The following is a 21,342-nucleotide window of genomic DNA, read 5'->3' as shown; positions in this document are numbered from 1 at the left end:
TGCTGCCCTACCGGCCGGGCGTGCTGACCCTGCAGCGCTGACGCACGTTGGCGGCCCGAGGTCCCGGCAAGGTCCAGAACCTGCCGCCGGAGACCTCGGGCCGCGACCACCCCCCGACCCCCGTACAAGGAGAAGTTCTGATGCGAAAACGAGGAGTGACTGTCGCCGCCGCGGTTGCGGGCGGTGCGGTTCTGCTGGCCTCGGCTGCCGCCATCGTGGCGCTGCCCGCCGGGGCCGCCAGCGCCGGATGCTCGGTGAACTACGCCGTGTCGTCGCAGTGGCCGGGCGGCTTCGGCGCGAACGTCACCATCACCAATCTCGGCGACCCGCTCACCAGCTGGACGCTGACCTGGTCCTACAGCGCCGGCCAGACCGTCACACAGGCCTGGAACACGACGCTGACCCAGAGCGGCGCCGCGGTCACCGCAAAGAACGTCAGCTACAACGGGGCCATCCCGACCAACGGCACGGCCTCGTTCGGGTTCAACGGCGCCTTCTCCGGCACCAACCCCGCGCCGACCACCTTCGCGGTGAACGGGGTGACCTGCGACGGGAGCACGGTCCCGACGACCGGCGGACCGACGACCAGCCGGCCGACCAGCGGCGCGCCGACCAGCGCGCCCGGCACCACCACCGCCGCCCCCACCAGCGCGCCGCGCACCAGCGCCGGGCCCACCGCTTCGCCGGACATCACGGTGAACCTGGGCAGCAAGTACCAGGTGATCGACGGGTTCGGCGCCGCGACGGCGATCTGGGGCGGCACGTGGTCGACCGCCGATACGCAGACGCTGGTCGGGCTCGGGGCCAACCAGCTGGGTCTGTCGATCGTGCGCACCGGCATCTCGCCGGTCTCCAGCGAGTGGTCGACGCACGTGAACTCCCTGAAGACGGCGAAGTCGTACGGCTCGAACGTGAAGATCCTCGCGTCGCCGTGGACGGCGCCCGCGTCGTTCAAGACGAACAACAGCCGGACCAACGGCGGCAAGCTCAAGACCGACTACTACGACGACTACGCGAACCACCTCAACAGCTACGTCCAGTACATGCGGGGCCAGGGCATCCCGATCGACGTCACGTCGGTGCAGAACGAGCCGGACTGGCACCCGAACTACGACTCGATGGACTGGAGTGGTTCCGAGCTGGCCAGCTGGACCTGCTCCCAAGGTGCGAAGGTGCTCAACACGAAGCTGATGGTGGCCGAGGCGGTGAACCTGAACTACAACTTCACCGACCCGACCCTCAACGACTCGTGCGCCCGCAACAACATCGGGTACATCGGTGGCCACCTCTACGGCACCGAGGACGCGGGCCGGTTGAAGCCGTACACATTGGCGGCGCAGCACAACAAGCCGGTGTGGATGACCGAGTGGAACTTCCACGAGGCCGACGGCAGCGGCTCCAACATCTGGGGCGACGCGGGCAACCAGGCGGTCTGGAACGAGACGCTCGACACCATCATGCGCACGGTGCACAAGTCGATGGAGTCCAACTGGAGCGCCTACGTGTGGTGGTACGGCAAGCGCTACTACTCCTTCATCGGCGACGGTGAGTCGGCCTACGGCACCACCGCGGGCGCCCCGCTCAAGCGCGGGTACGCCTTCTCGCAGTTCGCCAAGTACGTCCGTCCCGGGTACCAGCGGGTGGCCCTGACGAAGAGCTCCAAGGCGTCGCCGTTGGAGGTGACCGCCTACCAGGGCGACGGGAAGATCACTCTGGTGATCCTCAACCGCTCGACCAGCGCGGTCAACAACGCCGTGATCCAGGTGCCGCAGAACATCGCCAAGGCGGAGTACTACTACACCTCGCAGTACCAGAACGCGGCCAGCCAGGCCACCAGCGTGAACGGGGGACAGGTCACCGTCAGCGTCGGCGCTCGCAGCATCTCGACCGTCGTGCTGACCCTCTGAGGTGGTCGGGGGCGGCGCCGGCACAGCGCCGCCCCCGACCACGTTGCTACCGTCCCCACCATGGCGGTCCGTGGGCGTCTGGTGGGTTCGGCGGTGTCGCACTGGGGTGCGGACCCGTGGGCGGGTGGCTCCTGGAGCCTGATCGGGCGGCACGGCACGCCGCGGGACCGGACGACGCTGGGCACGCCGGTCGGCGACCGGCTGCGCCTGGCGGGGGAGGCCACGCACCCCACCCGGGCGGGCATGACCCATGGGGCGTACGAGCAGGGACTCGCCGCGGCGGCGTGGGCCGCCGATCTCGGCCATGCCCGGGTCGCCGTGGTCGGTGCGGGGATGGCGGGTCTCGCCGCGGGCCGTGCGCTCGCTGAGCGGGGCGTCGAGGCGGTCATCTGGGAGGCGCGCGACCGGATCGGTGGCCGCACGGCGGGCGTCGACGTCGGGGGAGGCGCGTTCGACCTGGGCGCCAACTGGCTGCAGCAGTACGACGAGAACGTCCTCGCCCGGCTCGCCGAGAAGCTCGGGCTGACGATGGTGATCACGGACTTCAACGATCCGCTGGTCCTCAACGGCGAACCGGTCCCGGACGGCCTCGAGGACGAGCTGCGCGACCGGCTGGCCGCCGCCGCACCGGGCGCGAGCATGACCGACGTCCTCGACGATCTGCTGCGCGCTCCGGGACGCTGGACGCCGGCCGAGATCCACCGGTTCGTCGACGCGGAGATCGTCATGGACACGGGCGCCCCGCTGTCCTGGCTCAGCGCGCGGCACGGGTTCGAGCCCGGCGTCGGCGAGGGCGACCGTTGGATCGTCGGCGGCTACCGCCTGCTCACCGGTCACCTCGCCGACGGTCTCGACGTGCGCCTGAACCGCCCGGTCCGACGGATCCGCGTGGAGCCGGACGGCGTCGTCGTGAGCGGTGACGACGCCGACCTCCGCGCCGACGCGGTGGTCGTGACCGCCCCGGTGCCGGTCCTGGCGGCAGACGGCATCGCGTTCGAACCGCCGCTGCCGCAGGCGCACCGCACGGCCCTGTCCCACCTCGGCGCCGGTCGGGTGGAGAAGGTGGTCCTCCGCTTCGACGAGCGCTTCTGGCCGGAGCACGGGTACTACCGCGTCCATGGACCGGCCGACACGTGCATGAGCGAATGGCTCGACGCCACCGTCGCCGACGGCACCCCCACCCTGGTCGGACTGTTCGCCGGCAGTTGGCTGGACACCCTGTGGACCGGGCCCGACGCCGATATCGCCAGCCGCGCCGCCGGCGTCTTCCGCGCGGCGGTCGCCGACCGTTGAGCAGGTGTCAGGCAGCGGGCGCTGTCCTCGCGTGGCTGAGGCGCCCGGACCGCTCCCGTGACCCNCCGCCCCCCTCCTTCGACGCGGCCGTCAGACGGTCGTGCGCGACCACTGCTGGTTGGTGCCCGTGTTGCATGTGTACTGCTTGAGGATCACGCCGTCCGCTGTCGACGCGGCCGGCACGTCCACGCACTTGCCGCTGTGTCGTGCCCGGAGCTGGAAGTAGCTGCCGTTGGTGACCATCTGGAACTGCTGGTTGGTGCCGCTGCCGCAGGTGTACTGGATGAGCTCGGCGCCGTCGGCGGTCGCCGCGCCCACCACGTCGAGGCACTTTCCGCTGTTCCGGCTGACGATGCGCCAGTAGCCGCTGCCGGCGTCCTGGAACTGCCACTGCTGCCACGCGTTGCCGGTGTAGGTGTACTGGCCGACGCGCGCGCCGTTGGCGGTGTTCGGTGACTGGACGTCCATGGCCTTGCCGCTGTGCCGCACGTTGATCCGGTAGAACGTTCCGGTCGGCGGGGGCGTCGTGGAGCCGCCGCCGACGTTGTCGCCCCAGGCGTACCGGATCCGGTCGGCGCCGGAGGCGTTGCGGATGGTCAGGTTGAGATCGGTGCCGCTGCCGCTCAGGGCGAACATCGAGTACCAGTCGTAGCCGATGGTGCCCGGCTTGCCACCGAGAGCCGGCCAGTAGGTGCCGCCCATCTGGTTGTCGCGCATGACCTGGGCCATGGCGCGGATGTGGCGGACGAAGTTGTCGGTGCTGTTCGCGTCGGCGTAGTTGAGACCGTTGTCCATGGGCGCGCCGAACTCGGTCGCCACGGCGCGGGAGGCACAGTTGCCCAGCCGCGTCTGGATGTGGCTCCGGAACGCGTCGTAGGTCATCGCGCCGTAGAAGAAGGCGTAGTGGTGGAAGGACAGCAGCGTGTTGTTGAAGCGGCTGTCGTTGCAGACATCGCGCAGGTCCTGGCTGAAGCCGGTGCCGCCGATGAGCACCCGGGCGGGTACGGCCGAGTAGTGGTAGCTCAGCCAGTTGGCCGCTACGTCGCGCCACTCCGCCGACGAGTAGCCGTGCGGCTCGTTCATCGGCTCGAAGTACACGTTGGTGTTGGCACCGTAGGTGTTGGTCACGCTGGACCACATGGCGTTCCACGCGGCCAGGTTCGTGATCCTGCCGCCGGACGCGGCGCCGTCCTCCCAGTAGGCGAGGATGACCTTGAAGCCGCGGGCGGTGGCGGCGTCGATGGCGCCGCGGTAGGCGTTCCACCAGGTCGTGTTGGCCACGGTGTGGGTGTTGATGGGCAACCGGACGGTGTTGACGCCCATGGTGGCGGCCATGTCGTCGTACAGGGCGTTGGCCTTGGCCCGCACCGTGGTGTTGCTGTCGGACTGGCTCAGGCCCTGCACGACCAGGACGCCCGTGCTGAAGTTGTCACCCAGCACGGCCCAGTTCATGCCCCGGAACTGGCTGGTGGCCGCGCTGGCCGGCGATGCGGCGATGACGGTGGCGGCCACCGCGGCCGGGATCACCGTCAGCGCGGCCAGGGCGCCGATGAGGCCGCGGCGAAGCGGTCGCCGACGGGAGGTCGATGCCTCTCCGCTGGGTTCGGCCGATCTGTGGCCGTGTTGGGTCGTCAAGGCTTCGTCCTTCCTCACGGGGATCCTGTTGCCGATCACCACCCGCGGCCCGGAGGGCCGCAACACTTCAGCAACCTCTTGGTAATCCGCCGCGAGCTGCCACGCCATCATCCGAACCAACTCGTTCAGAAATGGGCACATCCGAACATGTGCGCGCGTCGAAACAGGCGCGACGCCGGTGGACACGACGGACTATGGTGCTCCGCATGCCTCCACGGGGATCACTGAACGTTCGTCGACGCGGCACTGCGGTGGCGGGTCTGCTCGTCCTTCTCGCCGTGACCGGCGGTGCGGGCGGCTGCACGAAGCCCTCCGGTGGCCCGACCACGACGGCGTCAACGGCACCGCCCGCTTCCGCCGCCTCGTCGACGATCTCGATCAACGACGTGCTCGAGGCGCAGTCGAGGGCGCTCATCAACGGCGACGAGGCGGGGTGGCTCGACCCGGTCGACCCGAGCAATCCCGAGCTGGTGGCCCACTACCGGGCGCTCTTTGCGCGGCTGCGCGCCCTTCAGGTCGGCGGCTGGTGGCAGTCCACGATGGACGGAAAGGTCACGGCCGCGACGATCAACTACACCCACCGGGTACGCGTCGCGCTCTACTACTCACTGCGTGAGCCGCTGCCACGTGACGTTACCAGCGTCATGCGCCACCACCGGGCGGACATGGAGCTGTGGTTCGTTGCCCCGGCCGGCAAGCTCCTCATCTCCCAACTGAACCCGTCCGACGTCGACCGGCGCCGGCCGACGCCGTGGGAGGCGACCGACCTGACCGCGGTGGTCGGCAAGCGGGTGCTGCTCGCCGCCGGACCAGCGCTGAAGGATCGGCTGGCGAGCGCGCTCCCGATCGCCGAGAAGGCGGCCACCATCGCCGACCGGTTCGCCAAGTGGGAGCCGGCGCCCGCGTCCTACACCGTCTACCTGGCCACCGCCAAGGAGTTCAAGACCTGGTACGGAGGCCACCCGAAGGACACCACCAGCGCGTACGCGATGCCCGTCAGCGACTTCGCCTTCGACATCGTCGTCGACACGTCACAGGTCAAGACCGCCGACCTCGCCGAGACACTGCGCCACGAGATGGGGCACGTCGTCACGCTGCGGGGCGCCAAGTACGACACGGATGTCCTCGGCGGCAAGGAGTGGCTCACGGAGGGAATGGCGGAGTACGTCGCCATTACTGGCGTGGGCGGCAGGGCGAGCGACCGGATCGGCAGCGTGCGTGCCCACATCCGCGGCGGGGAGTGGACCGGCCGGGTCGACGGCATCCCGCCCTACGGTGACGAGGCGACCGACGCGTACTACGGGATCTCCTTCCTGACGTTCAAGTACCTCGCCGACACGTACGGACAGAAGAAGATGTACGAGTTCTTCAACCAGGCCCGTCGGCAGGCCAAGTCCGTCGACCAGGCGTCGCGGACCGTATTCGGCAAGCCCTGGGAGAGTGTCCAGCGCGCGTGCGCCACCTACGTCCGTCGCGTCGCGTCGTGACCGTGGTCGTCAGAAGACGGCGTAGGTCGCCTTTGTCGTGCACGACAGTCGGTCGGTGTTGGTGAAGGTCGGGGTGAAGGCGCCCACGTTGTAGTACTTGGGTCTCGGTGTCGGTGACCGGGTGCTGGACGTGTCGCAGCGCGGCCGAGCAGGTGACGTCGCCGACGTTGGTCACCTTGTACACGAACTCGTACTCGCCGTCGGGCTGCGTACGGTCCTCGCTGGTCACCTCGAGGGCGCAGGCGTCGTAGCTGACGGTGGGCACCACGCCGACCACGTAGACGTACGGTTCGGGGCGGGTGTTGTTCCACCAGTAGTGCTTGACCTGGCCGACCTCGAACACGCCCGCGCGGAAGGAGTGGTAGGTCGGCGCCGCGGCTGCGACACCAGGTGTCACGACACCGTTGGACGTCGTCATGCCGCCGCGTCGGGAACGGTTGCCGGCACCGCCGGGAGAGCCCGCCGGCGTGCGTCCACGGCGGCGTCGACGAGTGTCGACTCGATGCCCTCCACGCACGCCCGCATCACAGCGGGCGACACGTAGTCGGTGTCCGCGCGGATCGTCAGGGTTATCGCGTCCGCGCCATCGGCCGCGTCGTCGATGTGGAGAAAGAGGCGGCCGAAGGGCTTGTCCTGCTGTGTGGTCCAGCGGAACCCGCCGCGCTGCGCCCGGCGCAGCTGCGCCGGCGTAGGTGGTTCGGCGACGTCCGGAGGCGCCACCCGACGATCGTTCAGGAAGCAGTCGATGTCGAGGTCCTCCCCACGGTCCTTCGCGATGACGGCCCTGAGTTCGTCCAACGGTTCCGGGTGGTAGTAGGCGGCCTTGAAGGCGCGCAGCGCCACCCGGCTGGTGCGCCGCGCCAGCTCGTCGAAGCCGGCTTGTCCGACGGGGATGACGCACAGGCCAGCCTCGTTGATCGGGCTGACGATGTCCGCGAGCCCGGGCCAGAACCGGTTGCTGACGACCGGTCGGATGACGACCGGGTCGACTCCCCGCAGCCTGACCAGCATGCTGGCGTACGCGGCCAGGATCAGGTGGGAGGAGGAGACGTCGAGCTGCCGCGCGAGCGCGTGCGTGGCCAGGAAGAGGGCGGGTGAGGTGAGCTGTCCCTCCCAGTGCCGCGGGTGGTGCCGCTCGGCGGGTCGGCTGAAGCTGTACGACGGGACGCCGCGCAGCTGCTCCTCCCAGTACCGCAGCGAGCTGGCGTGTCGGCGTTGCCCCGCGGGCGTCTGCTGCCATCGGGCCAGGTCCAGCGGCTGGGTCGCGGTCACGGGCGCCGTAGCCCCGCCGGTGGTGGGATCCAGGTTGGCCAGATCGGCCATCATCGCCAGGCTTCCCGCCGCGTCGGTCACCAGATGGCACAGGATGCAGACGACGTGGGTCGCCGTGGCGTCCCGCCGGACCACCGCCATCCGGATCGGCCATTCGTTGGCGTAGTCGAAGGGCGCGTCCATATAGCGCTGTTTCACAAGTTCAGCCACGTCCGCCGGATCGGCATTGTCGGCGTCAAACACCTCCAACGCGATCTCGCCGGAGGCGGCCACCGACTGCCGCGGCCTGCCGTCGTCACCGAACACGAGGCGCATGCGTGCGGATTGATGCCGACTCATATGGAAACGCAACTCGTTCACCATGTGCCGCACGGTCGTGCCCTCGGGCAGGGGGAGCCAACCGCCAATGGGCAACGACGTGTTCTGCTCCGTCATAGCATTCCAAATGGCGCGTTGTCCCCAGGTCAGCTCCTCGATCCCGGAGCCCTCGCCAGAAAAGGCGACCATGATTCGATCCACGGGTTCGGTCACGAGAACACCGTTGTTGCTGTACCGCGAATTGTCAATCCACTTAGGATCTCAGCTTTGTGGAATAGGCGAGTTCCAAGTTGAAGGACGTCTATTAAAAACTGGTAGTTAAGAAGCCCGGGATGCCGGAGGTCGGCCCCATTGCACGGACACGCCGGCGTCCGCCCGTTCGGTCCGGATCTCCATGGCGCTGCCCAGGATGACTGCGCGGTCCAGGATGACCGGCGCGTCGTCCGGGCCGTAGGTGACGCGTTCGGAGACGAACACGGCGCCGCCGGCGTCCTGCCGCAGCAGCGCGGCGGTCGGCGCGTCCAGCAGCCCGGGGCGCAGCACCTCGGTGGCGCGCCGCACCGCGACGCCCGTCCCCGCCACGACCGCGTACAACGACGCGCCGCTGAGGTCGGCGTCCGCGAGCTGGCCGGCGGCCGGCTCGAACACCCAGGACACCTGGTGCACGGCCGGCCGCCCGGACAACAGCCGGATGCGTTCCACCCGCAGGGCCCGCCCGTCGGGCGGCAGGCCGAGCCGGGCCGCCACCTCCCTGGGCGTGCGGCGCAGCGCCTGGCCGAGCACCTCGGTGCCGACCGTGTGGCCCTGGTCGAGCAGGTCCTCCGCGAAGCCGCGCAGAGAATCCAGCTGGTACGCCGCGCGGGTCCCGGTGACGAAGGTGCCCCTGCCCGGCTGCTGGGACACCAGCCCGTCGCGCTCCAGCACCGCCAACGCCTGCCTGAGCGTCACCAACGTCACCCCGTAGGAGGCGCTCAGCTCCCGTTGCGACGGCAGGGCGGTGCCAGGTTCGTACTGACCGCTACGGATCCTGGCGTGCAGGTCCGTCGCGATCACCTGGTACTTCGGCTCCCGTCGCTGCTGCATTGCCGTCGCGCTCCCGATCCAGTCCCCGGCGTAGTGCCGCCACGTCCCGCCCGACGTCGTCGGGCGTGGCCCCATCCAGCACCCTACGCATCAGGGCGGACGCTATGACGACGCCGTCGGCGGAGCGCGCCGCCTGCACGGCGTGCGCCGGTGACGAGATCCCGAAGCCGACCAGCACGGGCCGGTCGTCGGCCGCCCGCGCCCGGTCGGCCAGCGGGGCCGCGGACGCGGCCAGGTCGGCCCGTTCGCCGGTCGTGCCCATCGTGCTCACCGCGTAGACGAAGCCGCGGCTGCGCCGGCAGATCTCCCGGAGCCGGTCGGGGGCGGTCGAGGGCGCGACGAGCAGCACCAGGTCGATGCCCGCCCCGGCGGCCGCGGTCTCCAGGTCGCCGAGCTCGTCAACGGGCATGTCGGGCACGATCAGCCCGCTCACCCCGGCGGCGGCGAGTCGGCGGCAGAACGCCTCGACGCCGGTGCGTACCACGAGGTTCGCGTAGGTCATCACGACGAGCGGCACCCGCACCCGGTCGCGGGCCGCGCCCAGCGCGGCGAGTATCTCCTCCGGCGTGGCGCCGCGCGCCAGGGCGTGGTCGGACGCCTGCTGGATCGTCGTGCCGTCCAGCATGGGATCGGAGAACGGCAGTCCGATCTCCACCGCGTCGGCACCGGACTCCTGGTACGCCAGCACGTAGTCGATCCAGTCGTCGCTGATCCCGCCCGTCACGTACGGGACCAGGAGCGCCCGCCCGGCGTCGCGGGCGCCGCGCAGCGCGGTCTCCACGGGTCCGTTCATCGCGCACGCTCCATGAGCGCCGCCATGTCCTTGTCGCCGCGGCCGGACAGCGTCAGCAGCACGGTCGAGCCGGTGGGCAGCTCGTCGGTGCCGGCGGCCCGCAGCACCCAGGCGAGGGCGTGCGCGGACTCCAGCGCGCACAGGATCCCCTCGGTGCGGGCGAGCCGGCGCAGCGCCGCCACCACCTCGTCGTCGTTCACCGAGACGTACCGGGCCCGCCCGAGGTCGCCGAGGTGCGCGTGCTCCGGACCGACGCCGGGATAGTCCAGGCCCGGGGCGATCGACTCGGCCTCCGCGATCTGACCGTGCCCGTCCTGCAGCACCCGGGAGCGGTAACCGTGCACGATGCCGACCTCGCCGTCGGTCATGGCCGCGCCGCCCGCGGCCTCGACGCCGATGAGCTCCGCGCTGGTGTCGACGAAGCCGGCGAACGTGCCGGCCGCGTTGGACCCGCCGCCGACGCAGGCGACGACGTGCGTCGGCACGGCGGTGGGCAGCTCCGCGGAGCACTGCGCCCGCGCCTCCTCGCCGATCACCCGCTGGAACTCGCGCACCATCCACGGGTACGGGTGGGGACCCATGACGGATCCGATGCAGTAGTAGGTGTCCGACGCGCAGGTCACCCAGTGCCGCATGGCCTCGTTGGTGGCGTCCTTCAGCGTGCGGCTGCCCGAGGTGACCGGCACGACCTCGGCGCCGAGGGTGTTCATCCGGAAGACGTTGAGGGCTTGTCGTTGCACGTCGCGCTCGCCCATGAACACCGTGGCCCGCATGCCGAACAACGCCGCCGCGGTCGCGGTGGCCACGCCGTGCTGCCCCGCGCCGGTCTCCGCGATCAGCCGGTCGCGGCCCATCCGGCGGGCCAGCAACGCCTGGCCGAGTACGTTATTGATCTTGTGGGACCCGGTGTGCGCCAGGTCCTCGCGCTTGATCAGCAGCGTGATCCCGAGCTCCGCGGACAGGTTCCAGGCGGGCGTCAGCGCGGTCGGGCGGCCGGCGTAGACCCTGCGGAGGTGGTCCAGCTGCCGGCGGAACCCCGGGTCGCCCCACGCCTCCCGGAACGCCTCCTCCACCTCGGCGCACGCCGCCACCAGCGATTCGGGCACGAACCGGCCGCCGTACCCACCGAAGCGGCCGCCGGCCGTCGGCTCGCTCATGCCCCGGGCTTTAACCGGAGCCGCGAACCGGACCATCAGATCGGTCATGGCAATCTCCAGAGTTCTAGAACAGTTGGCTCACTGTATCAAAGGGTTCTAGAACTACCTCCGGGACCTTCGGCCGCGTGCTCGGGGCGTTCGGCCCTGAACCACGGAGGCGCGCGTGCCGAACCCTGGGTCCCGTGATGCCAGTACTCCTGTACGCGGTGGGCGCGATCCTCGTGGTCGCCGGGCCCGTCCTGGTCGTCTCCGGCCGGGTGGGCCGGACCCAGGTCCAGCGCGAGCTGTCCGACCAGCACATCGTCTTCCCGCCGGCCGACGACCTGCCCGCCGGGCTGAACCGCTACGGCGGCGTCCAGGTGACCACGGGCGCCCAGGCGAGGGCGTACTCCGAAATCATCGGGCAGCACGTCGCCGCGGCGACGAAGGGGCGCACGTACGCGCAGATCACGGAGGAGTGGCAGGCCGGCGGGCGGACCGACGAGCGGCTCGGCAAGCTGCGCGAGACGGCGTTCATGGGCAACTCGCTGCGCGGGGCGCTGCTCGGGGCCTACCAGGCCTGGCAGGTCACCGCCCTGGTCGCCGGCCTGGGCGCGCTGTTCACCGCCATCGGCGTCGTCTTCGTCGCCCTGGGCGCCACCTGGCCGCTATGACGCCCGGGAGATGGTGATCCGGTCGAGTTCGGCGCGGCGCTCAGGCTGTTGAACAGCTTGATCGAGTTCGTGCCGGCGGCCAGTTGGACCGTCGCGCCGCAGGCGCCGCGCCGCACCGACACCGCCGGGCCACCGTTCACGGAGATCTGCAGGTACCGGTCGTGATCGGTCAGCGGCAGCGCGGACACGTCCACGGCGACCGCCTCGGGCACGGTGATCCCGGTGACCGTGACCCAGCCCTCGCCCGTGCCCGGCAGGCGGCCAACCTGTCTGATCGGCGTTTCTACGTCGGGACGGCTTCGGCCGCGGCGTCGGCGGCCAGGCGGGCGCTGGCGCGTACGGCGTTGACGATGGCGGGGATCGAGCCGATGAGCAGGACGATGCCCCAGATGATGGCGATGATGGCCACCACGATGCCGGCCACGGCGTCGGTGATGCTCACCAGGATGCCGGGCACCATGCCGTGCAGGAACGCCACGATCACGTTGGCGACCAGCGACGTGAACACGAGCGCGACCAGGCCCTTGTTCTGGATGAACCGCTGCTGCGCGGCCACCAGCGTGCCGGCGAACACCAGCTTGAGGAACATCAGCACCGACAGGATGACCGCCATCTCGCCGCGCGGGAACGAGCCCCAGATGATCAGGTACGCGATGGTGCCGAACGGGAACGCGAACAGCAGCACCACCATGAAGATCATCTTCGCGAGGGCGATGAACAGCAGCACGAGTGCCGTGGTGATCAGGGCGATCGACACGACGAGCGTGACGACGCCCTGCGCCTTGGCGTGCAGCCGGTCGGGCAGCAGCATCCCGGCGCCCATGAGCCCGACCGTGAACACCGCCACGAAGTCGACGAGCGCCAGGTACGGCACGCCGATGCCGGACGGCTGCGGGGTCACCCCGCCGGCCGGCATGGAAAGTCCCAGCGCGCCGGTCTGAGCGGCCAGGTCGGTGCTGGTCACCAGGCCGCCGACCAGGAACGGCTGGCCGATCTCGAGGCCCACGACCAGAACGGCGGCGACCATGGCGACGATGAAGAACGGGGTACGTAGCCGCTCCATTGCCGGCCCCTCTCAGTTCAGTCCGACGGCGCACGTGCCGCCCGACGGGCAGGTGATGGTGATGTCGCCGCCGTCGGCGTCGATGTCGACGGCGAGCTCGTCCCCGGCCGCGAGGTCCGAGGTCGCGGTGCTGTCGCCGCGCGGGACGGGCGCGACCACGGTGACCGCGTCCTTTGCCCGCAGGGTGATCCGGCGCAGGGACTCGTCGCTGGCGGCGACCGTGACCACGCACGAGCCGTCGACCTGCAACGCCGTGCCGTCCTCGACGAGGCACGGCCCGGTCCGGTCCGCCCGGTCGGCGGCCGGTGGGCCGCCGACCAGGTCGCCGAGCCAGCCGACGAAGCCGTCCGGGTGCGACGCCGGGTCGCCCGGCTCCTGGCTCGCGCCGACGGACACCGACGCGATGAACAGGGCGACCACGACCACGACGGCGCCGAGCAGCACCCGCTGCAGCCGGCCCAGCGCCGACCAGATGGGGATCTTCAGCCGTACGGGCAGCTTCGGCGGGGCCATCACTGGGCCACCTGGAACTGGACGAGCGGGCTCGCGGGTCCCGGCGTGCCGACGGCGTCGACGGGCGACACCCGCCAGGCGATCGTCCCGCTGTGGTAGACGCCGGCCGTGGTCGCGGTGGCGGGGCGGTAGGTGAAGCGCAGCACCGGCCGGTACGACGTGGCCTTCACGACCTCGTCGATGGCGATGAGGTTGGTGCAGTTCGTGCCCGTCGCGTTCGCGTAGTAGCAGGTCACCTGAAAGATCTCGATCCGCCAGGCGCCGACGAAGTCCTCCGGCTGGGTCCACCGCAGCGTGGGCGGCGGCGCGGCCGGCACGGTCGCGTTGCCGATGGGGGCGGACGGCGTGGGCGGCTTGAGGTCGACGGCCACGACGACGTCGACGACCGAGCCGCGGGCGACGCGCAGGCCGGCGGGGACGGACTGGGTGACCGAACCGATCTTCGCCGGGTCGTACCGGTAGCTGACGCCCGGCGTGAGCCCGGCCTTCTCCAGCACGTCGCGGGCCTTCTCCGCGTCGAACGTCGTGATGTCCGGGACGGTGACGATGGCGCCCGTCTCCTGGGTGGGCGGCTCGGGCGGGCCGTCGGGCCGGGTGACCAGCCAGACCACCAGGCCGATCACGAGGACGACGAGCCCCGCGACGGCCACGATCCACCACGGGAACTTCTTCTTCTCCGGCTTCGGCGCGGACTTGACCTCCAGCAGCACCCGGCTGCTGAGCACCGAGCTCTCCTCCGGCGCGGTGTCGGCGGAGTAGACGCGGGCCTGCACCTCGTACTGCCCGGCCGGGGCCTCGGGCGGGATGGCCGCCTTCAGCAGGTACGACACGGAGGCGCCGCCCCGCACGAGGCGCTGCGGCTCCGCCACGCTGAACCAGGCGGCGTCGGCTCCGTCGCCGGGCACGACCTCGAACACCACCCGGTCGGCGCGCCGGACCGGGTTGGTGACCGTGAACGTGGTCTCGCCCGCCCGCGCGTCGTTGAGGGTGAACCTTTCGGCGGCGGTCGTGACCACCCACTCCGTACTCATGATGCTTCTCCTTCTGTGACGATGTCGGCGGTGGTCGCCGCGGGTTTCTCCGCCGCCACGACGCGGCGGATGAGGTCGAGCTGGTCCGCGGCCGCGGCGGGCACGCGGACCACGACGTGGAACGGGCGGTCGGCCGGCTCGGAGACCGCCACCGGGTGGCCGGTCACCGTCTCGACGACCTCGCGCAGGCCGGCGGCCGTGCCCCGGCGGCGGGCCACCGACGCGCTGACGGCGAGCAGGTCGCGCAGCCGCCCGATCGACACGGACGACACCGGCGGCGCGTCCGGTCGGGTCCGGCTCAGCACGTGGTCCATGGCGACCCAGCCGAGCAGGAACAGGACCAGCCGGTCGGGCGCCCGGTACGGCGCGAACAGGTCGTCGACCGACGCCAGCACGTCCTCCGTGGGTGCGTGCATGGTCTCCATCGCGGAAAGCAGCGCCACCAGCACGCCGCCCCGCTCGGCCGCCCGCTGGTAGACGGGCGGCAGCAGCCGCTCAATGGCTTCCCGTCGCATCGCGGACCACCTCGATCTCGTGTTCGGCGGAGCACAGCAACCAGGTGTCGGGCACCGTGACCGCGTCGGCGGTGGTGCGGTTGGCGGTGGCGGCGAAGCGCTGCGCGTCGTCGCTGCGGTAGACCCCCTTGGCGCCGCCCGTGAGGATCTGCGCGGGCCCGCTGGTGACGGCCTCGACGGGCTCGAACCGCGTCCGGTCGCGCAGCGGCAGCCCGGAGTTGACGTCGGCGGCGAGCCACTGCGGGCCGGCGGCGCTGGTGTCCAGGCGCAGCACGCCGCCGCTCTGCGTGGCGGCGACCGCCGTGACGCCCAGGAACGCGAGGCTCCAACAGGTGCCGCCGAGCCAGCCGGCCGCCATCGGCTGCCAACGCACGTCCGCCTCGAACAGGCGGGCCCGGAAGCAGCCCTTGCCGGGCTTGCGGGCGTCGGACTCGGCCGCACCGGCCCACAGCACCGTCGCGGGCCCGTCCAGCTGGACCTCCAGGGTGCGGGTGTCGACGCCGGTGAGGCCGACGTTGGCGAACGTGCCGGACCGGCCGCCGGCCGTCGACAGGTACACGCCGAACTGGGCCTGCGCGGCCAGGGCCACGCCGACGACGCCGCGTTCCGAGACGAACGAGCGGACCGCGTAGAAGCCGAGATCCGCGTCAGACGGGTCCACCTGGATCTGCAGCGGCACGGCCGCCTCGCGGGCCTCCACCTCGTACAGGCCGGTGTCGGTGGCCAGCAGCAGGGCGGCCACGCCGTCGCGGTCGATCCACGCGGCGTCGAGCACCGGGTCCTCCATCTCGACCACCTGCAGCCAGCTCTCGCCCAGATCGTCGGAGACGTGCACGCGCGCCGAGCCGCTCTCGTCGACCTGCGACACGACGGCCACGGTGCCGGGCCGGGCGACGACGCCGGGCCGAGCGTTGTCCTGCGCGGGCACGACGCGGCGGATCGTCTCGCCGGGGAACCGGCGCACCGCCTCCCAGCCGCGCGCCCCGTTGGTGGAGCGGAACAACACCTCTTCGCAGCCGGCGTACCAGGTGTCGGCCTGGTAGGCGTCGGCGGCCAGCGCGCGCACCCGCTTGTCGGGCGCGTCGAGCAGCTCGAAGCGCACCTCGTCGACGTAGCGCACACCCGGCTCGGCCTGCTCCAGCCACCGGTACACATTGGACGCCCGCAGCGGCTCGCCGAAGCCCCAGCCGGTCGGGTTCGCCGGCGTCGGCAGCGGGCTGACCGTCTGGTGCAGCCGGTCGTGGATGCGCCGGCGCACCACGTCCGGGTCGTCCTCGGCCCGCACGACCAGGCGCCCCTTCACCGCGACCGCCTTGTAGCGCGCCCACGTCGTCACCACGGTCGTGCCGAGCGCCCGCCGGGCGTCCAGGTCCTGCTGCACCCGGTCGCGCGCCGCGTCGCCCTGGTGGGCGACGACGGTCTCCATCGGCAGCCGCCAGTCGGGTCGGGCCTGGGGATCCACGTGCGGCACCAGCACCGTCTCCACCTCACCCGGCCGCGCGTGCGACCACATGGCGGTACGGGTGAACGCGCGCGCCCGCGCTACCGAGGCGGAGCCGGACGTGGCGAGCAGCTCGAAGTCCCGCGCGGTGACCGCCCGCTGCAGCCCGTAGAACTCGTACGGCCCCCGGGCCAGCGCGGACTCGATCGTCTCCAGCGCCCGGCCGCCCCGGGCCGGCTCCCGGTTGGTCACCGACAGTCCGGGGATCGGGGTGCGCAGCGTGGTGAGCGTCCCGGCCGCCACGTTGCCCTCCGGCCCGCCGCCGGTGCGGTACCACAACCGGATCTCCCGGTTGGCCGGCGGCACGGCCGCGAGCGTCACGGGTCGGGCGTCGCCCAGGTCCAGCGCGGGCGCGAAGCTGACGACACCCGAGCCGCGGTTGAGCACGTACACCTTGTCGGTCGGCCCGGCGCCGGCGAACGTGGCGACCGGCCGCCAGATCTCGAACGTGCGCCCGTTGTGGGTGCGGGCGGGCACGCCCTCGGCCAGGGACCCGTCCGGCACCTCGACGCCCAGGAGCACGTCGAACGCCTCGGTGGTGGTGGCGATGGGCGGCCGGGCCACGCGGTGGGACTGGCCGGGCGCGCCGGTGCCGACCCCGACCAGCTCACCCTCGACAACCTCACAGTGGTACGCCGGGACGGTCAGCTCCGCCTGGCCCGCCGCCAGCACCACGCTCTGCGTGACGGTGAAGCTGACCGTCTTCGCGGTCGCCTGCGTGCCGGCCGGGATCGTGATCGCCTCGGTGGCGGTGGGGGCGCGGGTGAACGTCAGCGGCACCCACGCGGCCGCCGGCGGGTGCCGGTGCACGCCGAGCAGGTTGAGGAACTCGACGTACGCCTTCTCCGGCAGCCGGTTGAGCCGGTACAGCATGACCTCGGTGAGGTGGGCGAACACCTCGACCAGGGCCACGCCCGGGTCGTGCACCGACCGGTCGGTCCACTCCGGGCAGGAGCGCCCGGCGCGTTCGAGCGCCTCGGCCACCAGCCCGTCGAACGTACGGTCGTCCAGGTGCGGTACGGGCAGCGTCATGGCTGGCCCCCTTCGGATTCGGGCGTCGAGACGTCGACGGGGAGGTCGAGGGTGGACACCGTGAGGCTGGCCCGCACCCGGTAGCGCAGCCGGACGGTGAGCACGTGGTGGTCGACCGGGTCGGCGTCCGCGTCCAGGTCGACGATCTCCACGCGCGGCTCCCACCGCTCGATCGCCGTACGCACGTAGTGGATGGCCAGGCCGGCCGTGGTGTGGTCGTTGGGCGCGAACGCGAGCCGGCGCAGGTGCGAGCCGTAGTCGGGGCGCATCAGGCGCTCGCCCGGCGTGGTGGTGAGCAGCAGCACGATCGCCTGCCGTACGGCGTCGTCGTCGCTGACCATGGCGACCGCGCCCGTCGGGGTGACCGTGAGCCCTTCGGGCGTGCCCGCGAACCCGGCGCCCGCGAACCGGATCGCCCGCGTGCTCACGACGTGCTCCGGACGAGGTGCTGCCTGGTGTGCTCGACGCGGTAGTGCACCGTGCCGGGCACCGTCCCGTCGGTGAGTCCGTCCAGGTTGGACAGCGTCACCGCCCGGCCGCCGATGCGGATCCAGTCGCTGTAGCCCCGCGCCACCCGCAGAGTCGTGGTGCAGGGCTTCATCGTGGGGCCGATGTTGGGGCAGCCCTTGACGGCCCGGCCCTCGGGGTCGTTGTCGACGAGGACGGCGGCTCCGCCCGTGCGCACCCAGCGCTGGGACGCCACCGGGACGACCACGCCGTCGTGGCCGCACAGGACCGTCGAACGTTCAGTGATCCATTCCATCGCTAACCCTTTCCGGGAGTGACCGCCGCCGCCACGTCGGCCAGGCCGGGCAGCGGGGCGTGCTCGAAGTCGACCGAGGCGGCGCGTAGGGTCATGGCCCTGCCGGGCGCGTCGATGACGAGATCGCCGGCGGCGTGCAGGCGCAGGGTGTCCGGCGTCAGCTCGACGTAGCTGCCGGCCCGGTTCTCCAGGCGCAGGCTGTGTCCGTCGTCGTCGACGACGATCGACTGGCCGGCCGCGGTCCGCATCGACCAGCGGCGTACCGCGTTGCCGTTGATCCCGGCGTCGGGCGGGGCGACGGCGCCGAACAGGCCGCCGAGCACCACCCCGTCGGCGGGGGACTGGCGCGGCAGCGCGACCAGCACGGTGTCGTCCACGTCGGGCAGCGCCACCAGGCCCTTGGCCGGCCCGGCCCCGGGGCACAGCACGCCGAGCCAGCCGGCGTCCAGGTCGCCCAGGGCCGGCAGCCGCACGCGCACCCGGCCGAGCGAGTCCGGGTCGTCGACGGCGGTGACGACGCCGAGTGTCACCGACGCGGCGGCCGGTGCCGTGGGCGGCTCGGGCGGCTCGGTCGTGAACGTCGACCGGTACCCGGCGCCGTCGAGGACGTGGGTGACGGACGTGACCACGTACCCGCCGTCGACCGTGTCGGCCACGCCGCGCACCGCGATCCTGGCGCCCGCCCACAGGGCGGCGTTGCCGGCCGCCGTGCCGTGCAGCGTGACCGCGTGCGCGGTCAGCGCCTCGCGGGTCGACCGGGCCAGCTCGGCGACGGCCTCCTCGCTGCGCGCCGGCTGGTCCACCAGCGTCGCGGCGACCCCCTTGTTCGCCGCGACGATCATTCCGGCGGCCGCGCCACCGCTGCCGGCATCCGGCGCCCGCACCGGGCCGGCGTCGTGGCGCAGTACCTGTGCCAACTGGGGGTGCCAGCCGATCGCCGAGACCCGGCCCGCGACCCGGCTCAGGTTGGCCTCCACCCGCACGTCCCACAGGGACGCGCCGAGCCGCAGCGGCACGGGGTCGCCGTGTCCGGTCAGGGTGACCAGGCGCAGCGTGTCGTGGTGCAGCACCGGGTGCAGGCCGGCCGCCCCGGCCAGCTCGACCAGCAGTTCCAGGTCCGACTGCCGGTGCTGGACCACCCGGTCGTGCCGGGGACCGGGCGCGGCCGCGTCCACGGCCGCGCCGAGCCGCTTCGCGAGGTCGGCGGCCAGGTCGGCGGCTGTCACGTCGGTCAGGACGCGCGGCTCCTGGCGGCGGCGCAGCCGGTGCAACCCGTCGTACGCCCGTACCCGCAGCGCGACCGGCCCGCCGCCGCGCAGCAGTTCCACGCACGTCACCTCGCCGGCGAACAGCTCCCGCTCCTCGCCCGCGACCCGCACGCCCACCGGCGCGCCCAGCGTCCAGCCGCCCAGCCCCGCCGTCGGGGTTGCGGTCGCGTCGGCGGCGAACGACAGCTCGCACTGCGCGGGCTGGCCGAGCCGGCTGGCCACCCGCAGCGCGAGCAGGCGACCGGGGTAGCGGCGGCCCGAAACGATGACCTCGACGGCGGCGACGGCGGTCATGCCGTCACCTCCGCTCCGCTGCGGCGTCGGCAGGACTTTGCACTGAGCCGGATGATGTCCTCGCTGCGTTCGGTCATGGGTTCACCGCCGAGGGGACGGCCAGCACCGCGCCGGCGGGGACGTCGAGCGGGTTGTCGATCCCGTTGTGGTCGGCCAGTTCGCGCCAGCGCTGCGGGCTGCCGAGCGCCTCGGTGGCGAGCAGGTCGAAGCGCACGCCCGAGAAGCCCGGCTCGGCCGCGCCGTCGCCGATCGCGGCCACCGCGCCGCCCGCCGGCCCGCCGATGCCGACCGGACCCGCACCCGTCGCGGCTGCCGAGGCGGCCATGGCCTGGGCGGTCGCGGCCGCGACCCGGACCAGCTTGACCCGCAGCCAGGACCGCCGGGGCACGCCCGTCGTGTCGAAGGCGTCGAACCGCTCCGCCACCGCCACCACGACGGCCGGCACGTTCCACGTCTTGCCCCAGACCAACCGGATCAACGGCGGCCGTACCCCGCCGCGCTCCTCGGCCGAGTTCTCCGCGAGCAGCCACAGGTGCCGGGTCAGCGTCCGCACGTCCGCCGGGGCCGCACGCCCGTCAATAAGATCAACATCAAAGACCAGGTCGATTACGAGCTCCGTGCGCCCGCCGCCGGTGAACAGCAGCGGATCGTCGCTGAGCCCGGCGCCCGTCAGATGCCCGGAGGCCGCGGCGTGCGGCCGCACCCCGGCGAGGCGGCGCACCTCGAACGTCTCGGGGTTGAGCATGCAGTCGATGCGCTCGCCCGTACTGTCGACGAGGAAGGCTATGCGTTCCACGACACCCCCCGCTGCTCGGCGTCCAGCCGGATGAGGTGCTCCTCGTCGTCGTCCGGCCCGGCTAGGTTGGTCCACAGTGGTGCGTCGTCGGGCAGGCCCGGCCACGGCGCGCCCACCCCGACGGTGTCGGGCCGCGTCTGGCCCGGATCCGGCAGTCGCGGCCAGCGCGGTGCCGCCGGGGAACCGGGACCGGGTGACGTTTCGGGCTGTGCGGGCAGGACCACCTGGGCCTCGGCGTTCGCCGGGTCGGCCAGCCGTGGCCAGTGACCGCCCATCGGGGGAGTGGGTTCCGGTGCTGGCGACGCCGCGGACCGGGGATGCGGAGTGGGCCTGACCGGAGCGGCCCGCCAGGCGACCGGCGTCGGTGCGCTGGGGAAGGGCACCGGCGTGGCCGACGGTCTCGACGCGCGCCCTTCGACCCGGTCGTCACCGGTCCGCCCGCCCGCCCGCGCAGCGTCCTCCGCAGACGCGGTGTCGCCCGGCGGCATGCTGCGTGGCGACGCGTCGCTGCCTGGCGAGGCGTCGCTGCCCGGGGGCACGGGGCCGATCGGCGACCAGCGGAGCCAGCGTCGCCGCGGGCGGACCGGGTGCGACACCGTGCTGGCTGCGGAGCTGCCCGTCCCAGCCGAGCCGGGCCGCTGGGTCGAGGAGCGGTCGTCGAGCGGCCACGTGGCCGCCGCACCGACCGGAGGTTGCGCAGCAGTAGTGGATCGTCGAGCAGATGGGGGGTCAGGGCACCCACGTCGGTCCATGATGGACGGCGACCTGAGCTGGTGAGGGCTTGCCGAGGCGGCGGGGTCCGTGGGACCGCCGTCGTCGCGGCGGCTCGTCCCGCCTGATGCGGCGACGTCGCGGCCCGACGTGCCGGGACGCCCCGTGGCGCCCCGGACCGCGGGCGTCGTGGGGCGGGGCGACGCGGGACGGCGTACTCCCGCACCGCGCAGCGGAAAGCCCAGGCCGCGCGGACG

At 72.2% G+C, this 21,342-nt stretch carries 19 protein-coding genes; 4 read left to right on the top strand and 15 right to left on the bottom strand.

The features are described 5' to 3' along the window. The first annotated feature begins 140 nt into the window (after nucleotides 1–140). Together ABD211_RS30435 and ABD211_RS30430 are read left to right on the top strand one after the other, a co-directional pair. Nucleotides 141–1,907: a cellulose binding domain-containing protein gene (locus ABD211_RS30435; RefSeq protein ID WP_344139258.1), complete on the top strand. Its 1,767-nt coding sequence runs from the start codon at nucleotides 141–143 to the stop codon at nucleotides 1,905–1,907. Nucleotides 1,908–1,967: 60 nt separating this feature from the next. Next, nucleotides 1,968–3,200 (top strand): flavin monoamine oxidase family protein, encoded by a 1,233-nt coding sequence (locus ABD211_RS30430; RefSeq protein WP_344139256.1) that lies wholly within the window; start codon nucleotides 1,968–1,970, stop codon nucleotides 3,198–3,200. A 90-nt stretch (nucleotides 3,201–3,290) separates the two neighbouring features. Here ABD211_RS30430 and ABD211_RS30425 read toward each other — a convergent pair whose 3' ends face one another. After that, nucleotides 3,291–4,835 carry an RICIN domain-containing protein gene (locus tag ABD211_RS30425; RefSeq protein WP_344139254.1) on the bottom strand — a complete coding sequence of 515 codons (1,545 nt, stop codon included), beginning with the start codon at nucleotides 4,833–4,835 and terminating at the stop codon, nucleotides 3,291–3,293. 206 nt (nucleotides 4,836–5,041) lie between these two features. Here ABD211_RS30425 and ABD211_RS30420 point away from each other — a divergent pair, with 206 nt between their 5' ends. Continuing rightward, nucleotides 5,042–6,322 carry a hypothetical protein gene (locus tag ABD211_RS30420; RefSeq protein WP_344139252.1) on the top strand — a complete coding sequence of 427 codons (1,281 nt, stop codon included), beginning with the start codon at nucleotides 5,042–5,044 and terminating at the stop codon, nucleotides 6,320–6,322. A gap of 414 nt (nucleotides 6,323–6,736) precedes the next feature. Here the strand turns inward: ABD211_RS30420 and ABD211_RS30415 are convergent, their stop codons facing one another. The 4 genes from ABD211_RS30415 to trpB all read right to left on the bottom strand — a co-directional run bounded on the left by ABD211_RS30415 (nucleotide 6,737) and on the right by trpB (nucleotide 10,993). Next, nucleotides 6,737–7,933 (bottom strand): condensation domain-containing protein, encoded by a 1,197-nt coding sequence (locus ABD211_RS30415; protein ID WP_344139250.1) that lies wholly within the window; start codon nucleotides 7,931–7,933, stop codon nucleotides 6,737–6,739. Nucleotides 7,934–8,230: 297 nt separating this feature from the next. Then, nucleotides 8,231–8,995: a GntR family transcriptional regulator gene (locus ABD211_RS30410; protein ID WP_344139248.1), complete on the bottom strand. Its 765-nt coding sequence runs from the start codon at nucleotides 8,993–8,995 to the stop codon at nucleotides 8,231–8,233. Then, complete coding sequence (gene trpA, locus ABD211_RS30405; protein ID WP_344139246.1) at nucleotides 8,931–9,788, bottom strand: tryptophan synthase subunit alpha; 858 nt, start codon at nucleotides 9,786–9,788, stop codon at nucleotides 8,931–8,933. The genes ABD211_RS30410 and trpA overlap by 65 nt, the downstream gene beginning before the upstream one ends. Beyond that, the gene (gene trpB / locus ABD211_RS30400) at nucleotides 9,785–10,993 is read right to left on the bottom strand and encodes a tryptophan synthase subunit beta (protein ID WP_344139244.1); all 1,209 of its coding nucleotides are present in this window, start codon (nucleotides 10,991–10,993) and stop codon (nucleotides 9,785–9,787) included. The genes trpA and trpB overlap by 4 nt, the downstream gene beginning before the upstream one ends. 134 nt (nucleotides 10,994–11,127) lie before the next feature. Here trpB and ABD211_RS30395 point away from each other — a divergent pair, with 134 nt between their 5' ends. Further along, complete coding sequence (locus ABD211_RS30395; RefSeq protein ID WP_344139242.1) at nucleotides 11,128–11,598, top strand: hypothetical protein; 471 nt, start codon at nucleotides 11,128–11,130, stop codon at nucleotides 11,596–11,598. Between the two features lie 283 nt (nucleotides 11,599–11,881). Here the strand turns inward: ABD211_RS30395 and ABD211_RS30390 are convergent, their stop codons facing one another. From ABD211_RS30390 to ABD211_RS30345, 10 genes are all read right to left on the bottom strand, one after another. After that, nucleotides 11,882–12,661 carry a hypothetical protein gene (locus ABD211_RS30390; protein ID WP_344139240.1) on the bottom strand — a complete coding sequence of 260 codons (780 nt, stop codon included), beginning with the start codon at nucleotides 12,659–12,661 and terminating at the stop codon, nucleotides 11,882–11,884. A 12-nt stretch (nucleotides 12,662–12,673) separates the two neighbouring features. Beyond that, a complete protein-coding gene (locus ABD211_RS30385) occupies nucleotides 12,674–13,174 on the bottom strand; it encodes a hypothetical protein (protein ID WP_344139238.1) in 501 nt (166 codons plus the stop codon). Continuing rightward, a complete protein-coding gene (locus ABD211_RS30380; RefSeq protein ID WP_344139236.1) occupies nucleotides 13,174–14,205 on the bottom strand; it encodes a PASTA domain-containing protein in 1,032 nt (343 codons plus the stop codon). The genes ABD211_RS30385 and ABD211_RS30380 overlap by 1 nt, the downstream gene beginning before the upstream one ends. Continuing rightward, nucleotides 14,202–14,720 (bottom strand): phage tail protein, encoded by a 519-nt coding sequence (locus ABD211_RS30375; RefSeq protein ID WP_344139234.1) that lies wholly within the window; start codon nucleotides 14,718–14,720, stop codon nucleotides 14,202–14,204. The genes ABD211_RS30380 and ABD211_RS30375 overlap by 4 nt, the downstream gene beginning before the upstream one ends. Beyond that, nucleotides 14,701–17,253, bottom strand: coding sequence for a putative baseplate assembly protein (locus ABD211_RS30370; protein WP_344139232.1), 2,553 nt, complete (start codon nucleotides 17,251–17,253; stop codon nucleotides 14,701–14,703). Before ABD211_RS30370 ends, ABD211_RS30375 begins: the two co-directional genes overlap by 20 nt. After that, nucleotides 17,250–17,681 carry a GPW/gp25 family protein gene (locus tag ABD211_RS30365; protein WP_344139230.1) on the bottom strand — a complete coding sequence of 144 codons (432 nt, stop codon included), beginning with the start codon at nucleotides 17,679–17,681 and terminating at the stop codon, nucleotides 17,250–17,252. The genes ABD211_RS30370 and ABD211_RS30365 overlap by 4 nt, the downstream gene beginning before the upstream one ends. Then, nucleotides 17,678–18,016 (bottom strand): hypothetical protein, encoded by a 339-nt coding sequence (locus tag ABD211_RS30360; RefSeq protein ID WP_344139228.1) that lies wholly within the window; start codon nucleotides 18,014–18,016, stop codon nucleotides 17,678–17,680. The genes ABD211_RS30365 and ABD211_RS30360 overlap by 4 nt, the downstream gene beginning before the upstream one ends. Nucleotides 18,017–18,018: 2 nt before the next feature. After that, nucleotides 18,019–19,578 (bottom strand): phage baseplate assembly protein V, encoded by a 1,560-nt coding sequence (locus ABD211_RS30355; RefSeq protein WP_344139226.1) that lies wholly within the window; start codon nucleotides 19,576–19,578, stop codon nucleotides 18,019–18,021. A 73-nt stretch (nucleotides 19,579–19,651) separates the two neighbouring features. Continuing rightward, complete coding sequence (locus ABD211_RS30350; protein ID WP_344139224.1) at nucleotides 19,652–20,374, bottom strand: CIS tube protein; 723 nt, start codon at nucleotides 20,372–20,374, stop codon at nucleotides 19,652–19,654. Further along, nucleotides 20,362–20,649 (bottom strand): hypothetical protein, encoded by a 288-nt coding sequence (locus tag ABD211_RS30345; RefSeq protein WP_344139222.1) that lies wholly within the window; start codon nucleotides 20,647–20,649, stop codon nucleotides 20,362–20,364. The genes ABD211_RS30350 and ABD211_RS30345 overlap by 13 nt, the downstream gene beginning before the upstream one ends. Nucleotides 20,650–21,342: the final 693 nt, after the last annotated feature.

The sequence above is a fragment of the Luedemannella flava genome (assembly GCF_039528515.1).
In the GTDB taxonomy this organism is placed as follows: Bacteria; Actinomycetota; Actinomycetes; order Mycobacteriales; family Micromonosporaceae; genus Luedemannella; species Luedemannella flava.
This window is presented reverse-complemented; position numbering and strand designations above follow the sequence as displayed.

Coding starts and splice junctions, on each gene's coding strand:
- ABD211_RS30435 (WP_344139258.1), top strand. CDS start 141: ATGCGAAAACGAGGAGTGACTGTCGCCGCCGCGGTTGCGGGCGGTGCG.
- ABD211_RS30430 (WP_344139256.1), top strand. CDS start 1,968: ATGGCGGTCCGTGGGCGTCTGGTGGGTTCGGCGGTGTCGCACTGGGGT.
- ABD211_RS30420 (WP_344139252.1), top strand. CDS start 5,042: ATGCCTCCACGGGGATCACTGAACGTTCGTCGACGCGGCACTGCGGTG.
- ABD211_RS30415 (WP_344139250.1), bottom strand. CDS start 7,933: ATGAGTCGGCATCAATCCGCACGCATGCGCCTCGTGTTCGGTGACGAC.
- ABD211_RS30410 (WP_344139248.1), bottom strand. CDS start 8,995: ATGCAGCAGCGACGGGAGCCGAAGTACCAGGTGATCGCGACGGACCTG.
- trpA (WP_344139246.1), bottom strand. CDS start 9,788: ATGAACGGACCCGTGGAGACCGCGCTGCGCGGCGCCCGCGACGCCGGG.
- trpB (WP_344139244.1), bottom strand. CDS start 10,993: ATGACCGATCTGATGGTCCGGTTCGCGGCTCCGGTTAAAGCCCGGGGC.
- ABD211_RS30390 (WP_344139240.1), bottom strand. CDS start 12,661: ATGGAGCGGCTACGTACCCCGTTCTTCATCGTCGCCATGGTCGCCGCC.
- ABD211_RS30385 (WP_344139238.1), bottom strand. CDS start 13,174: ATGGCCCCGCCGAAGCTGCCCGTACGGCTGAAGATCCCCATCTGGTCG.
- ABD211_RS30380 (WP_344139236.1), bottom strand. CDS start 14,205: ATGAGTACGGAGTGGGTGGTCACGACCGCCGCCGAAAGGTTCACCCTC.
- ABD211_RS30375 (WP_344139234.1), bottom strand. CDS start 14,720: ATGCGACGGGAAGCCATTGAGCGGCTGCTGCCGCCCGTCTACCAGCGG.
- ABD211_RS30370 (WP_344139232.1), bottom strand. CDS start 17,253: ATGACGCTGCCCGTACCGCACCTGGACGACCGTACGTTCGACGGGCTG.
- ABD211_RS30360 (WP_344139228.1), bottom strand. CDS start 18,016: ATGGAATGGATCACTGAACGTTCGACGGTCCTGTGCGGCCACGACGGC.
- ABD211_RS30355 (WP_344139226.1), bottom strand. CDS start 19,578: ATGACCGCCGTCGCCGCCGTCGAGGTCATCGTTTCGGGCCGCCGCTAC.
- ABD211_RS30345 (WP_344139222.1), bottom strand. CDS start 20,649: ATGGGCGGTCACTGGCCACGGCTGGCCGACCCGGCGAACGCCGAGGCC.